Origin of the sequence: Tumebacillus sp. BK434 (assembly GCF_004340785.1) — a bacterium.
Classification (GTDB): Bacteria; Bacillota; Bacilli; order Tumebacillales; family Tumebacillaceae; genus Tumebacillus_A.
Genome location: NZ_SLXS01000011.1, coordinates 68,799 through 83,880, shown reverse-complemented (window position 1 = coordinate 83,880; position 15,082 = coordinate 68,799). Strand labels below are relative to the sequence as shown.

12 protein-coding genes are annotated in these 15,082 nt (G+C 57.9%); 8 read left to right on the top strand and 4 right to left on the bottom strand.

The features are described 5' to 3' along the window. The first annotated feature begins 223 nt into the window (after positions 1 to 223). The 4 genes from EV586_RS19215 to EV586_RS19200 all read left to right on the top strand — a co-directional run bounded on the left by EV586_RS19215 (position 224) and on the right by EV586_RS19200 (position 5,977). Positions 224 to 1,153, top strand: a complete 930-nt coding sequence (locus EV586_RS19215; protein ID WP_243653095.1) for a COX15/CtaA family protein — start codon at positions 224 to 226, stop codon at positions 1,151 to 1,153. An 89-nt stretch (positions 1,154 to 1,242) separates the two neighbouring features. Then, on the top strand, positions 1,243 to 2,223 hold the full coding sequence (locus tag EV586_RS19210; RefSeq protein ID WP_132946694.1) for an NYN domain-containing protein: 981 nt from the start codon (positions 1,243 to 1,245) through the stop codon (positions 2,221 to 2,223). Positions 2,224 to 2,531: 308 nt separating this feature from the next. Further along, positions 2,532 to 3,791, top strand: coding sequence for a stalk domain-containing protein (locus EV586_RS19205; protein WP_165898713.1), 1,260 nt, complete (start codon positions 2,532 to 2,534; stop codon positions 3,789 to 3,791). A 512-nt stretch (positions 3,792 to 4,303) separates the two neighbouring features. After that, complete coding sequence (locus EV586_RS19200) at positions 4,304 to 5,977, top strand: thiamine pyrophosphate-binding protein (protein WP_243653094.1); 1,674 nt, start codon at positions 4,304 to 4,306, stop codon at positions 5,975 to 5,977. Between the two features lie 41 nt (positions 5,978 to 6,018). On the opposite strand, the gene EV586_RS19195 is transcribed toward EV586_RS19200, so the two are convergent. The 3 genes from EV586_RS19195 to EV586_RS19185 all read right to left on the bottom strand — a co-directional run bounded on the left by EV586_RS19195 (position 6,019) and on the right by EV586_RS19185 (position 10,916). Continuing rightward, positions 6,019 to 7,260 (bottom strand): MFS transporter, encoded by a 1,242-nt coding sequence (locus tag EV586_RS19195; protein WP_132946692.1) that lies wholly within the window; start codon positions 7,258 to 7,260, stop codon positions 6,019 to 6,021. 152 nt (positions 7,261 to 7,412) lie between these two features. After that, positions 7,413 to 8,615: an MFS transporter gene (locus EV586_RS19190; protein WP_165898712.1), complete on the bottom strand. Its 1,203-nt coding sequence runs from the start codon at positions 8,613 to 8,615 to the stop codon at positions 7,413 to 7,415. Between the two features lie 348 nt (positions 8,616 to 8,963). After that, positions 8,964 to 10,916, bottom strand: a complete 1,953-nt coding sequence (locus EV586_RS19185) for an ABC transporter ATP-binding protein (protein ID WP_132946690.1) — start codon at positions 10,914 to 10,916, stop codon at positions 8,964 to 8,966. Positions 10,917 to 11,037: 121 nt separating this feature from the next. Here EV586_RS19185 and EV586_RS19180 point away from each other — a divergent pair, with 121 nt between their 5' ends. Both EV586_RS19180 and EV586_RS19175 read left to right on the top strand, forming a co-directional pair. After that, the gene (locus EV586_RS19180; RefSeq protein WP_132946689.1) at positions 11,038 to 11,898 is read left to right on the top strand and encodes a phosphatase PAP2 family protein; all 861 of its coding nucleotides are present in this window, start codon (positions 11,038 to 11,040) and stop codon (positions 11,896 to 11,898) included. A 133-nt stretch (positions 11,899 to 12,031) separates the two neighbouring features. Further along, entirely contained in the window at positions 12,032 to 12,601 is a 570-nt protein-coding gene (locus EV586_RS19175) for a 5-formyltetrahydrofolate cyclo-ligase (RefSeq protein ID WP_165898711.1), read from the top strand. Between the two features lie 50 nt (positions 12,602 to 12,651). Here the strand turns inward: EV586_RS19175 and EV586_RS19170 are convergent, their stop codons facing one another. Beyond that, complete coding sequence (locus tag EV586_RS19170; RefSeq protein WP_165898710.1) at positions 12,652 to 13,791, bottom strand: GGDEF domain-containing protein; 1,140 nt, start codon at positions 13,789 to 13,791, stop codon at positions 12,652 to 12,654. A 172-nt stretch (positions 13,792 to 13,963) separates the two neighbouring features. Between EV586_RS19170 and mobA the strand changes: the two genes are divergently transcribed. Beyond that, positions 13,964 to 14,569, top strand: a complete 606-nt coding sequence (gene mobA, locus EV586_RS19165) for a molybdenum cofactor guanylyltransferase (protein ID WP_132946686.1) — start codon at positions 13,964 to 13,966, stop codon at positions 14,567 to 14,569. Between the two features lie 2 nt (positions 14,570 to 14,571). Further along, a complete protein-coding gene (locus EV586_RS19160) occupies positions 14,572 to 15,078 on the top strand; it encodes a hypothetical protein (RefSeq protein WP_132946685.1) in 507 nt (168 codons plus the stop codon). Positions 15,079 to 15,082 lie beyond the last annotated feature (4 nt).

Here is a 15,082-nt window from a genome sequence, read left to right as displayed (position 1 = left end):
TTTTTAGCCATAAAAAATCCCCTCCGGTCAACAAGGATAAGTCCATCTTATCGATGTCCTTTTTCTCTTGTCTACCATGAGGGGATAATACCACTTCGGCGTTGACGGCTTTTTTGTCATGGGTTATACATAATTCCCAGCGAGAACAGTCTTGTCTTGCGGGGGGATGTACTTTATGTTAAGAAGAGAGAGTTTCTGTTTCGAAGAAAGAGGGATTCCTTTCATGAGCATGCAGTCTACGAAGAGTATAAAATGGCTGACCGTATTCGCATATGTCGCGACCATCGTCATGTTTTTGGTGATGATCGCCGGATCTTTGGTTACAAAGACGGAGTCGGGCATGGGATGCGGCAACACGTGGCCGCTGTGCAACGGCAAGTGGGTGCCGGAGTACACGATCTCCTCGATGATCGAATACATGCACCGCATGATCACCGGCGTCGCCGGCGTCGTGGTGCTCCTGTTCTCGTTCCTCGCCTGGTGGCAGAACAAAGGCGACAAAGAAGTGCGCAACCTCGCCCTGTTCGGCATCTTTTTCATCCTTGTCGAATCGGCGCTCGGCGCTGCCGCCGTGATCAAACCGCAGTCGTCGCCCGTGCTGGCGCTGCACTTCGGGTTCTCCCTGCTGGCGTTCACCGGGGTGTTCCTGCTGACCATCTGCATCTTGCAGCAGAACAAAGCCCGGCGCCTCGTCCAGACGGCCGTCGCCAACGGCTACCGGCTGTACGCGTGGTTCGTGGCCGCCTTCGCCTACGGCGTCGTCTACCTTGGCGCCTACGTGCGCCACACCGGCGCCAGCGTCGCCTGCCCGAACTGGCCTCTGTGCCAGGACGGTGTGCTGATCCCGGAGCTGCAGGGACTGGTCGCCGTGCATTTTGTCCACCGCCTCGGGGCGCTGACCTTGTTCATCCTTGTGACCATCCTGATGGTGCTGACCGTCAAACGCTACAAAAACACGCGCCGCGATCTGTATGTGGCGAGCATCCTCGCCTTCCTGCTGATCACAGCACAGGTGATCTCCGGCGGTTTCGTGGTGCTCAAGCAATTGCATCTGTACGCCACCTTGACGCACTCGGCGATCATCACCTGCCTGTTCGGGACGCTGTGTTACCTCTGTGTCCAGACATTGAAAAAGCCGCGTGACAACGCGTAAGAGAGGCTGTCATACGGCAGCTTCTTTTTTTATGAAGGAAGTATGGATTTGTTGTTGAAATTGTTTCTCAGGAAGAAGGAGGGAGAACTTTGCTGGATAACTTGCAAGGGAATGGCCTGATCGTGACGGAGCCGAACGGCGTCCGCCGCCGCCCGACACCGTCGGAGATGGTGAACATGCTGGCCGAGACGATCGGCGAGACGGCGATGAAGTCGGAGCGGGTCTGGGCGAAGCACAGCCAGTTGGAAAACGTCGCGATCTATGTCGACTATGACAATGTCTATTGGACGCTGAAGAACAGCTATCTCCACGACCCGGATGACAAGAACTTGGAGAAGAACCTGTTCACACAGCTGTGGAACACGTACGACCGCGACAACGTGCGCGTGTTTAAGGCGTTTGGCGACTTCGAGCAGATCGCCTGCGACATGACGTCACTGCAGAAAAAGCGCATTCAGCTGCGCCACGTCTATGCCAACGGCAAGAAGGATGAGCACCGCAAGAACGCGTCCGACATCGAACTCTGCCTCGACGCAATCGAAACGACCTACACCGACCCGAACATCTCCTGCTACGTGTTTGTCACGGCGGACAGCGACATGATCCCGATCATGAGCCGCTTGATGTACAAAGGGAAACATGTCGAACTGTACTATGTGCCCAGCGCCACTTCGAAACATTACGACATCACGGCCTATGCGCACCGCGCGGTCGACCTGCTGGAGTTCCTGAACATTCAGGTCAAAGACTACAACATCGAAGACTACATCATCGGCGCTTTGGAGTTTATCGAGAACTGGGAGCGCAAGTTCCAAGAGAACCCGGAAGTCTTCCTCGGCCGTTCCTGGCTGTTCATGAAGCTGCGCGAAGTGCTGGCGATCCCGGAGAGCGCATGCAGTCAATTGTTGGAGTATTTGGAAACCAAAGAGTACATCTTGCTGGACAACAAGAAATACTATGACAAAATCAAAGATGAGAACACGATGAAAAAGAGCTACCGGCTCGCCAAAAAAGGCGTCCAGTGCCTCAGAGATTCCCAGAAGGAATCGGCTGCATCGAAGGAAGCTTAGGCGGGGCGAAACGCGCGTATTCGAGAAGTTTTTGTCGAATGCATTTGACAAATTTCTCTCTGCCCTGTAATATATAGACATAGCTAATGTGTTATCTGCTACAACATCGATTCGCTATGTGTCTATACGCTTATTATGATTCGCTATTTATCAAAGACGAGAGCCGGATGGCTCTCGTCTTTTTTTTTGTTTTCATTTTTGTCAGATCTTGTCTGAAATAGTCTAATAGTCCCAAGCCTGTCATAAACATATCTATGGTAAAATATACAAAACTAGCAAATTTGCAATGCGGGTTGGGAGAGTTGCAGATGAAACGTTTTTGGGTGAGTTTGATCGCCGCTTTGGCGTTGGTAGTGCCAGGCGGCTTGCATATGGATCGGGCAGAAGCGGTGGGGATGGCGATGGGCGCGGTGACGACGCCGTCTGTCGTGCTCGACGGGTACAACCTGCCGATCGATCCTAAGCCGATCTTGTACAAAGACCGCGTGATGGTGCCGTTCCGTCCGCTGGCCGAAGCGCTCGGCATCAAGGTGGAATGGGAGCCGAAGACTTCGACGGTGATCGCGGACAGCAATGGCAAAGAGCTGCGGATGCAGATTGGCAACAAGACCGCTTGGGTAGGCGGGAAGGCCGTTCAATTGGATGTGGCGCCGTTTATCACCGAAGGACGCAGCCTGATCCCGCTGCGCTTTTTCAGCGAGCATGCCGGAGCGCAGGTTCGCTGGGACGACAAGAGCCAGACGGTGCTGATGGAGTCGCAGGAGCGGGATCTTCATACGATGGTGTTTTATGGCTTGGGCTCGTACGGGCAGAAGGAGTATCTGCCGTATTTTGACGAGGCCGCTTTTACCTGGAGCCGCTTGGATCGGGGCGGGGTGCTGGTCACCGAGGAAAGCGAATACCGCTGGCCGCAGGAAGGTGCCGGGGAGCTGCTGCAGGAAGTGCAGACGGCCGGCGTCGACACGTCGCTGATGGTCTTTTCGGTCAACGAGTACGGTGAATTGACCAAGCTCTTGAACGACGTTTCCCTGCAGCAGCGCTTTGCGAACGATCTGGCGTCGCTGCTCGTGCAAAAGGGCATCGGGGGCGCCTACCTCGATTTTGAAGCGCTGGCTCCGACCGGTGCGAAAGACATCGCCCTTGTGCGCTCGCAATATGCGGCGTTTGTGCAGCGGGTGGCCGATGCGCTGCACCAGAACGGCAAGCAGCTGACCGTCGTGGTGGCGCCGCTGGAGCACGGCTGGTACCGCGGGTATGACTACAAAGCGCTGGCGGCGTCGGCCGACGCCTTGTTCATCATGGCCTACTCCTATGTCGATGACAAGCTGCCGCAGCCGCTCAACAAGATCGACGACGACATCCGCGCGGCGGTGAAAGCGGTCGGCCCGGAGAAGCTGATCCTCGGGATCAACGCCTACAGCGAGACGCCGCAGGGCGTGCAGCAGAAGATCGGGTTGGCCAAGCGCTACAACCTGCAAGGCGTGGGCTTCTGGATCTTGCGCGTGTTTGACGACCCGTTTATGGATGCGATCGACGCGAAGCTTTTGCTCCGTCCGGAGCTGAACTAAAAAAGAGGCAGTCCCTTTTCCGGAAGGGGCTGCCTCTTTTTTATGCGACTTCATAGCCGAGTGCTTCGATGATCGAGACGGTGGCGCGGTGTGCGAAGTAGAACAGGGTCTTCGACACGATGCCGACGACGACAAACTCGTTCTCTTCAAAGTCGACCATCTTCCACAGCGCAAACTCGCGCTGGTTGTACGAATACCGGCAGTGAATGGTGTAGTCTTGTTCATTCGAGGTGAGCAGCCGGGCGCGCAGGCGGATGTGGTCCAGCTCAAATTCGATGTTTTCCAGACGAAAACGATGATCGACATGGTTGACCGGCAGGATTTTCGATTCAACGGAATTAAGAGTGTCTCGGAGTGTTTTAATGCCAGATTCACCGTCCTCATTGATATCGTTAATAATAAGTACAATCTATTGTAGCAGAATCTTCCCCGCTGCGGTATGGGTATGCCGGTCAGTTTTTGCGAACATCCTAACGATGATCTTGGCAATGGGAAAGGATGGTTCGGCAAACATGATACCCGGTACGGAACAGCAAAGCCTGCAAGCGGCAACACTGCCGACGATGCAGATTATGACGGTTGCCGATACTTTTGTCAAACAGCTGGAAGCGTGGGGCGTGCAGCGCATCTACGGTGTGGTGGGCGATACGTTCCTGGATTTTTTGGATGCGGTGCAGCGGTCATCGATCCGCTTTGTCGCCGTAAAGCATGAAGGGACGGCTGCGTTCATGGCCTCGGCGGAAGCGAAGCTGACCGGACGGCTCGGCGTTTGCATCGCCACGTCGGGGCCGGGGATGGCGAACTTGATGAACGGGCTGGGCGATGCTGATCAGGATCGAGTGCCGGTGCTGGCGATCACAGGGCAGGTGCCGACGAAGAAGATCGGCACGGACACGAAACAGTACTTGGACCAGCAGGTGTTCATCGAGCCGCTGGCCGCCTATTCCGCGCTGCTGGCCGCACCCGATGCGACGGTGGAACTGCTGACGAAAGCGATCCACACGGCGCTGGAGCTGGGAGCTGTGACGCATCTGTCGGTACCGAAAGACCTGTGGGCGATGCTGCAGACGAACGCGGTGCGCAAGCGGCCGCAGATGGTCAAAGGCGTGCTGGAGTTCAACCCGCAGGATGTCGGGCAGGCGGCGGCGATCATGAAGACCGCCAAGCAGCCGGTCGTCGTCGCCGGGCTGGGGGCGCGGGAAGCGGCAGCAGATGTGGTGCGGCTGTGTGAGACGTGGGGCGCCGGGCTGATCCTGTCGCTGGGGGCGAAAGGGATGATCGACGAAAACTGTCCGCAGCTGCTCGGCGGCATCGGCAAAGGAGGCAGCCCGCAGGCGTCGCAATTGTTGAAAAAGGCGGATGTGGTGCTGCTGGCCGGGGACTCGTGGTGGCCGGAAGGATATGTGCCGGAGTCGGCCCGGCTGATTCAGATCGACTATGCGGCGGCGAACATCGGGACGCGGTTTCACGTCGAGCTCGGGCTGGTCGGCGCGACGGGGCAAGTGCTGCCGGAGCTGGTCAAGCGGCTGGCCGGGCAGGAGAAAAATGAGCAATGGCTGACCTATATCGGGCGGCAGCGGGCGAAGTGGCAGGCACAAGTCGAGCAGGAGGCGACGACCGAAGGGACGCCGGTGCATCCGGCACGGCTGGTGCGGGCGCTGCAGAATACGGTGGCAAAAGACGCGGTGCTGTGCGTGGACACAGGGGATCATACGGTGTGGTTCAACCGGATCTTCGCCGGCAGCGGCGAGCAGCAGACGCTGTTTTCCGGGACGTGGCGGTCGATGGGCTTCGGGCTGCCGGCCGCGATGGCCTGCCAACTGATTGAGCCGGAGCGGCAAGTGGTGGCTCTGGTCGGGGACGGGTGTCTTGGCATGACGCTGGCCGACCTGTCGACGGCGGTGCGCTACAACCTGCCGATCACGGTGGTCGTGGTCAACAACGGCAACCTGCAGATGGAAACCGACCGCCAGATAGTCGGGCAGCATACGACGCTCGGCTCCGATCTGACCAACCCCGACTTTGTGAAAGTCGCCGAAGCATGCGGCCTGGCCGGCTTCCGCGTCACCGACTCCGCCGAGCTCGACAAAACGCTGGAGCAAGCACTCGCGCTGCCCGGCCCGGTCCTCGTCGATGTCGCCACCCTCCCGCTGACGTTCCCCAACACGTCACCGCAAGAAGGGTAGTGGAGCGGTTGAGATGCAGAAAAAGCGCCCTTCCTGAGCGATCAGGAAAGGGCGCTTTTCTCTTGCGCCACGTTCGGCGAACTCGGGAAGAACAGCTTCCTTGAAGAGATCACACCGATGGCGGCCGTGATCATCAGAGCGCTGAGGATGTAGAGGGCGCCGGTGGCACCGGTGTAGAGGATCGTCTGGGTGAACAGGGCGAGCAGCGACACCCGCAAGGCCATCCCAAAGGCGTTGAAGAACGAGTTGATCCGCCCGATCAGGTGATTTGGCACGATTTCCATCAGCACCGTGTTGCGCGCCACGCGGATGCCCGCATTGCCCCAGCCGTGCAGGAACTGCATCGCGATGAAGATCAGCGCCGCCGGGAACAGCGCGGTCAGCGTGATCGCCGCCGCATATACCACACCGGTTGCGATCGTCGTCCGATACGCATTCAGCTTGTTCATCAGATAAGGAATCGTCAACCCGGCCGCAATCGCACCGATCGCATAGATCGTGCTGCCCATCCCAAGCACCGTCGCGCTGGCGCCGAGCGTCTTCGTCACATAGATCGGAAACAGGTAGTTGCCCATCATCACTCCGATAAACGGCATCAACGCCGAGATCAGATACAGATTGAGCAGCGGCTTCGTCTTCAAGTAGTGAAAGCCCTCTTTGATGTTTGCGAAAAACGACACGTTCGCCGCCGCACGCTCGTTTTGCTGCGGCTGGTACGGCACGAGGAAGATCAGCACCGCCCCGATCAGATAGGTCATCGCATCGAGCACCAGCAGATGCGACAGAAACACCTTGTCGATCACCAGCGAGGCCAAACCGCCGGAGATCATCGTCGCAAACTGGTTCTGCACCTCGAGCACCGAGTTCAGCGAGCGGTACTGCCCTTTGTCAAAAATCTCCTGAATGAATGCAAACTTGGTCGGAAAATAGATCGAGTAGTACAGCGACCCGCCAAAGTGAATCGCAATCAGCTGCCAGGTCGCAAACTCGCCCGTCAGATACCCCCAGACCGCAAACACCAGCACGGTGGACAGTCCCAGATACTCGGCGAACAGCAGCGTCTTCTTTCGCGAAATCCGGTCGATCAGCACCCCGATGTACGGCGAAGCAAAAAACAACAGCAGCGTCGAAAACAGCGTCGCATACCCAAAGATCTGATCGCCGCCCGCCCGATTCACGAGCAGCCACGGCACGGCGATCATCGTGATCCCCGACCCGATCGAGGAGAACACGTTCGCCGTCAACAAATACTGAATCCGTCTGTCTTTCAACACTCCAAACATACCCGCTCACCCCTCAGTTGGGAATCTCTGCTGTTATTGTACTCCTCATTCCATACTTTGTATATAGTTATATATAAAAACTTTCAGATTCTGCCATGCAAAAGGCCCCCTGTCTGGCAACAGGGAGCCTTTTAGCGAAGCACATCTCGGGTCTACAGCGAAACGCTCTGCCGGCCGCGCTTCGAGCGCAGCGTGAAGATCCCGGCGCACAGTGAGAAGATGATCGCGCCGTGGAAGATCATCACCATCACCGGCAGGGACGTCGCCGCCAGCACATGCGGGGCGACGAGAAAGCCGATGCCAAAGCCGGTGCGGTTGAGGAAGCCGGACACGCCCATGATCCGCCCGCGGATCTCGTTGTCGCTCTGCTGCAGCAAGGTCGCTTTCGACGTGACCGAGATCGCGTCGAAGATGCCGGTCAGGAAGGCGAACAGCAGGATCAGCGGCACCGTCGTCGAGGAGAGGAACAGGATGAAGCCAAACGACAGCCCGAACGTGGAGTACAGATAGGTGTAGGCGAGATTCTTGCGGAAGAAAGTCAGCTTCGGGATCAGGAAGGAAGAGACGACGTTCCCCGCGCCCCAGACCGACCAGAACAAGCCGTAGTAGAACGCCTGCTGTTCGGCGTCGACCATTTCGGCGAGCAGCGGGATGCCGAGGTTGTGCGACGCGGAGCCAAACGTGTCGATCACATAGACGAAGAAGACGGTGAACAGCACCGGGTGCAGCTTTAAATAGGCGGCCACATCGCGGAAGTCGCTTCGCAAGGACAGCATTTTGGCGCCCAGCGGCTTGGACTCGACTTTGTTCCACTGCACGCGGTACAAAAAGGCGGCCGACAGGAGAAACGAGATCGCATCGAACAGAAACACCGCCTGGTAGCCGAACTGCTGATAGAGGAAGCCGCCGCCGAGAAAGCCGATCACCATCGCGATCGAGCTGAGCCGGGAGACGAGCGCATTGATCGCCAACGCCCGCTCTTTGCCGTAAATTTCAGGCAATTCAGCACGGAAAGAAACTTCAAAAAAGGACGAGCACATCCCGATCAAAAAGCGCACCAGCAGGATCAGCCACGGGTCGGGGAAGAAGATCAAGGTCGAGATCAAAGCTGCGCGGGCGATGTCGCTGATGATCATGATCTTCCGCCGTTCGAAGCGGTCGGCGACCACGCCCGACACCAAGCTCGACAAAAAACCGCCCAGCACGCCGGCCAGCAGCAGCCCGGACAGCCAGATCGCACTCCCGCCGGTCGCCGCCAGCACCAGCGCCCCCATCGCGATCAGATCCATCCGCACGCCCAGCTCGGACAGCGCGTTGACATACAAATAAGCCTTGCTGTTTTTCAGTGTAGCCATGTTCCACACCTGCTCTCTGCGACTGAAAAAATGAATGCAACTTAAGATGTGCATATCATAACCAAAAAAAGAAGAGCCGTCCATACGCACATCGCAGAAAAGACTCCTCAATACGATCTATCAGGACTGAGTAAACCAAAAAAGCATGCCCGCTCGACAGGCTATCATCGAGCGGGCATGCGATCCATTCAGCTCACCAGTTTCGCGCGGATCGACCGAAGCGGGTGGGGAATGACAATATAAAGGACAGGCCAACGCATTCGAGGGTTTGATCTCGCCTTGGCCAAAATGAACCGTTGCCGAGACGGTCTCCAAGTTCAGCAAATCGGGGCACGCATCCCAATTGACTTACTCTTCTCCGGCCGCTTCCAGCTCTGCCCACTCTTCCATGAGCGCTTCGAGTTCGGTCTGTGCCGCTTCCAGCGCCGCGTTTTTCTCGGCGGCGAGCACGTGGTCGTTGAAGACGTCCGGCAGGCAGAGGTCCGCTTCCAACTGGGCGGTCAGCTCTTCGAGCTCAGCGATGCGCGCTTCGACTTTCGCCAGGCGTTCGAGGCGCTTTTTGGCGAGGCGCTTCTGCTCTTTTTCCTGCTGGCGGCGCAGCTGGTAGTCGTCGATTGGCGCTGCTTGCTGCTGCTTCTTGCCGGCAGCTGCTGCCGCTTCTTCACGCTCTTTGCGCTCCGCTTCCAGCTCGGCTTTCTTCTCGACGTAATCGTCATAGTTGCCGAGATAGGAGGTGATCCCGTCCGCCGACAGCTCGACGACGCGCGTCGCGAGGCGGTTGACGAAATAGCGGTCGTGGGAGATGAAGAGCAGCGTGCCCGGATAATCGTCGAGCGCGTTTTCCAGCACTTCCTTGCTCAACAGGTCGAGGTGGTTGGTCGGCTCGTCGAGGATCAGGAAGTTGGCGTTCAACAGCATCAGCTTGGCCAGCGCCACGCGGCTCTTCTCCCCGCCGGACAGGGCGGCGATCGGCTTGGTCACATCGTCACCGGAGAAGAGGAAGTTGCCGAGCACCGTCCGCACCCGCGTCTGTTCAAGCGTGCGGTAGGCGTCCCAGACTTCGTTCAGCACGCTTTTGCCCGGTGTCAGGTCTTCCTGCTCCTGCGTGTAATAGCCGAGCGACACGTTGGTGCCGAGCTTGATCCGCCCGTGCAGCGGCTTCAGGCGGCTGTTGATCGCTTTGAGCAGGGTCGTCTTGCCGATCCCGTTCGGCCCGATCAAGGCGATGCGCTCGCCGCGGTAGACGTTCAGATCGAGGCCGCGCGACAAGACATTGTCCGCATAGCCGAGCGAGACGTCCTCGACGACGAGCACCTCGTTGCCGCTCTGCTTGTCGATGTTGAACGAAAAGTGCGCCTGCTCCTGGGTCAGGGTCGGGCGTTCGATCCGGTCGATCTTGTCCAGCATCTTGCGGCGGCTCTGCGCGCGCTTGGTCGTCGTCGCGCGGGCGATGTTGCGGCGCACAAAGTCTTCCAGCTTGGCGATCTCCGTCTGCTGCTGGTCGAAGCGCTTCAGCTGCTGTTCGAGGTCGGCCGCCTTCTGCTCCAGAAAATCGGAGTAGTTGCCTTTCCAGCGCTTGGTGCGGCCGCGCTCCATCTCGTAGATCACGTTGATCAGCGAGTCGAGAAAATAGCGGTCATGCGAGACCATCAGCAGAGCGCCCGGGTAGCTTTTCAGATAATCTTCCAGCCAGGTCAGCGTCTTGATGTCCAAATAGTTGGTCGGCTCGTCCAAGATCAGCAGATCGGGCTGCGTGATCAGGAGCTTCCCGAGCTGCAGGCGGGTCTTCTGCCCGCCGGACAGCGAGCTGACCAGCCGCCCGTGCATCTCCTCCGGAAAATCGAGCCCGTGCAGAATCCCGCGCACTTTCGCTTCGGCCGCGTAGCCGTTCTGGTCGGTAAACTCCTGCTGCAGCCGTGCGTACTGGCTGGTGAGCTGTCCGTATTTGACTTCATCTTCATAATACGCGGGGTCGGCCATCAGCACTTCCAGCTCGCGCATCTTCGCTTCGAGGCGGTAGACGTCGGCGAAGACGGTGATCATCTCGTTCCAGATCGTCTGCTCCGAGTGGATCTGCGAGGTCTGCGCCAGATAGCCTACCGTCGTCTCTTTGGACATGTGAATCGTGCCCGAGTCGGCGGTGATCTCGCCGGCGATCACTTTCAAAAATGTCGATTTCCCGGCCCCGTTCGGCCCGATCAGCCCGACCCGTTCGCGATCCTGCACGACGATCGACACGCCGTCCAAGATCACGTCCGTTCCATATGCCTTGCGTATGTCATTCGCTTGCACGAGAATCATGTTTTATCACCTAAAATCTCTCTGGAATTATCCTCTAAGTGTACCCCAGCAGCCCCGATCTGAAAAGGATTTCTCAACTCGTCCCCCGAAGCATACAATCAGGTGAAGGGGGGCTGACTACTTGCAAAAAGACATCTTGATCTGGATCCAAAGCTTTGCGGCCTCGTGGCTGGACACGCTGATGATCCTATTTTCCATTGTCGGAGATGAAGAGTTTTACGTGGCGACCGTGCCGCTGATCTATTTTCTGATATCCAAACGCGTCGGCATCCGGCTGGCGATCGTGCTGTCCCTGTCAACGTTCGTGAACTACGCGCTGAAGTTCTTTTTCAACGCGCCGCGCCCGATCGGGGTGGACGGGATCCGCAGCCTGTATACGGAGTCGGCGCCCAGCATGTCCTTTCCCAGCGGGCATGCGCAAGGTTCGGCGACCTACTGGGGCTATCTGGCCACACAGGTGAAAAAATCGTGGTTCTTCGCGCTGGCCGGGGTGCTGGTGCTCTGCATCATGCTGTCCCGCCTGTACCTTGGCGTGCACTGGCCGATCGACGTGGCGGCCGGGCTGCTGTTTGGCCTCGTGTTTGTGACCGGGATCGTCTGGGCGGACGGCCGTATGGAGGCGCGCCCGCTGTCGTTTGGCATCAAATTGGGCATAGGCATCGTGCTGCCGCTGCTGCTGCTGCTCGTCTACCACGAAGCGGACGGGCGCAAGATGATCGGCTTCCTGCTCGGCTGCTGGAGCGGCTATGTGCTGGAGTCGCACACGCTGCGCATGAAGCTGCCCAAGTCGATCTGGCAGCGCCTGCTGCCGACCGCCGTCGCCATCGCCATCGTGTTCGGCTTGCGCGCGTTGCTGAAAGACCTGCTGCCGGCAGAAGCGCCGTGGGATCTCGTGCGCTATCTGCTGCTCGGGCTGACCGCAACGCTCGCGGTGCCGTGGCTGTTTGTGAAATGGCGCTGGTATCCGCGGGAAACGGAGTAAATCGATCGAAAAAGCCGCTTTCGGATAAGCTGAAAGCGGCTTTTTGCTGCCGGTCATTCGGGGTGTCACGATGCAGTCTCCTGTTTCCAGTCATTTTCGGGTACACTTTACCTACAGAAGGAGGCGTTGCCGGATGGAAAAACAAGCGTTGCGCAAACACCTGCTCGCTCTGCGGCAGAATCTGTCCCGGGAAGCGCGCGCCCCGCTCGACGCGGCGATTTTGCAGCGCGTGATCGAACTGCCTGAGGTGCAGGCGGCGCAGACGATCTTGCTCTACCTCGACTTTCGCGGCGAGGTGGAGTCGGACGGCATGATCGAACATTGCCTGGCCCACGGCAAAACGCCGGTCGCGCCGGTGACGTTGAAAGAAGAGCGCCAGATGATCCCTGTGCGCATCACGTCTCTTGCCGACCTGCGCATGGGCGCGTACGGCATCCGCGAACCTTTGCACCTGCCGGAACTGGAGGTCCCCGTCACAGCGATCGACCTCGTGATCTTGCCAGGCGTCGGGTTTGACCGCAAAGGGGGCAGGCTCGGGTATGGCGGGGGTTACTACGACCGCTTCCTGCCCAAGCTCCGCCCGGAGGTGCCGAAAATCGCCGTCGCCTACGAGCTGCAAGTGGTCGAGAACGTCCCGATGGAGCCGCATGATACGCTGCTCGACGCCTTGGTCACCGAACAAGGCATCTGGCGCCGAACGTAATTCGGCATCAAAAAAGAGAGGAGCGAGCTCCTCTCTTCTACTGGTGAGATTTATCCTGCCGTATGCGATTCTTCCAGCGCCGGGTTGTAGCGGCAGGTGCGGTTTTTCCCCGACGTTTTGGCGACGTACATCGCTTGGTCAGCACAGTCGAGCAGATGCTGGTGGTTGTGGCTCGTCTCCGGGAAGGAAGCGACGCCGACCGAGGTGGAGATGCGCAGGAACTCGCCGTTGGCGAGCGGGACTTTCACTTTGCCGATCTCCTGGCGCAGGAAGTCGGCCAGCACAAACGCCTCGTCGACCGGCATGTCCGGCATGATCACCGCCAGCTCTTCGCCGCCGGCGCGGCATGGCGTGTGGTAGGTGCCTTTCAGGACTTCTTTCAGCCGCTGGGAGATCGACCGCAGCACTTCATCGCCGATCAGATGACCAAACGTGTCGTTGACGCGCTTGAAGTTGTCGATGTCGAACATGACGAGCGACACGGGATGCCCGGTCTGTTTGGCTTTCTCGACTTCGATGATCAGCTGCGAGTGCAGGTAAGAGTGGTTGTGCAGGTCGGTCAGCTGGTCGAGCACCGCCTTGTTGTGCAGATCAAACGTATATTCGGCCACTTGGCGCGAGATCGATTCCATCTCCTGCACCAGCTGCTCTTTTTCCTGATTGAGCCGCGAAGAGACGGTGTTCGACTCTTGATGGCGGGTCTCCAGCAGCGACAGGACCGGGAACATCGTCGACAGGAAGAGGAAAAACGCCATGCGAATGATGATGTCCAGCACCGGCGCAGGTCCGGGTGCGACGATCATCACGGTCAGGTATGCAGCGTTCGTCAGCAAGGAGAAAACGGAAGTAAATTTGCAGTTGTACATGAACGATGCCATCGCGAGCAGCCCGTAATAGGCGTAGTAGACATCGCTTTGCACGCCGCCTTGCACGTAGACCATCGCCGAGACGGCGGCGAGGTCGGTGTACAGCAGGACGCGCCACAGCTTCCAGCGCCCGTCCCCTTTGTTGTAAAAAAACAGCATCAGGGCGGTCGTCAGCACGTAGTAGCCAAAAGCTGCGAGCATGATGCTGTCAAAGGAGCTCGTATATGGGTTCCATGCAAACAGCAGCAGCGTGGAAGTGATAAACATTCGCAATGTGATCAAGAGCGCTTCAGAATTCGCTAGGAATCGAAAGAGGATCGGCACGGAACACGACTCCTTTCTCAGGGTTTGCATGGCGATTGAAGAAGTAAGTTGAAAAATCATACATCTCCCCTAATGATAGTAGTGTATCATATGCTTGAACTATGCAACAGAGGCTTCGCTTATCTTTATTGAATGATCATATTAGTCAAAATAACATTAAGGATGTAAAAGGATGCGCGGAATTCTATTGTGCGGCGGAGCGTCGCGCCGGATGGGACGGCGCAAGGAATGGCTGACGTTTGATGAGCGTCCGCTCTTGCTCCATACGCTGGAAACTTTGCAGGAGATCTGCAGCGAAGTGGTCGTGGTGGCCGCTGAGGAGAGGGAGTTGGAACGTCTTGTACAACTTAATGTACGAGCCGTCCTCGACGAATATGCGGGTCAAGGTCCGCTGGCCGGACTTCATGCCGGACTGACCGGCCTGCCCGCGGACGAAAAAGCTTGTCTGGTCGCCTGTGATCTGCCTTTTCTGCAGGCCGGCATTTTACAAGACTTGGCGCAGGTGCTGGAGGAGCAGCCCGGCCTGCAGGCGGTCGTGCCGCAGGAGGGGGAGCGCTTGTATCCGGTCTGTGCGCTGTATCATGGACAAGTGCGCGAAATTGCGGCATCCTGTTTACAGAACGGGGAGAATGCGATGAAGCGTTTTTTGGCGAAGTTACAGGTGGGATATGTGCCGATTGAACGGTATGCGGCTTATGAACCGCCGCCTTTTCTCAATATGAACACGCCGGCCGATTATGAGCGGGCACGCACTTTATGGAAGAAGGAAGGTCGTTGAAGATGGAAGATCGTTATCATCTGGCGCTGGGCTACGGTGGGGACCGCGGGGCGAGCGCATGGTTTGAGTGGAATTTTCGCTGCCTGATCGGGCAGGAGAACAAGGCTGATTTTGCTGCCAGAGACAAGTTCATTCAGGACTTTGTGGCCGCGACGGAGAACGGACAGGAGTATGTGATCGGCGCGCCAGACCCCGGCGCCGACTACGTGCGCACGTTTGCCGAGTTTGGCAAAAAGGCTTTGGCCGAGCGGGAAGACCTGTTTGTGTTTTACATACTGGAAGATGCGACGGCTAGCTCGAACCAGTTTCGCATCTACTTAAAGAAGGATGATCCGGAAGCGGAACTGCCGGAGTTCCAGATCTACTGCGACGGCTTCGATGTGCCGCGCGATGCGTTGATCTGGATGCAGGAGCGCGTCGGATGCCGGTATTACGTGACGGAAGACCGCGCGGAGATGATGTTGGAGTTTCCGTATCAAGGGCCGGAGGAACTGCCGGTCATTCAGTAGGGAG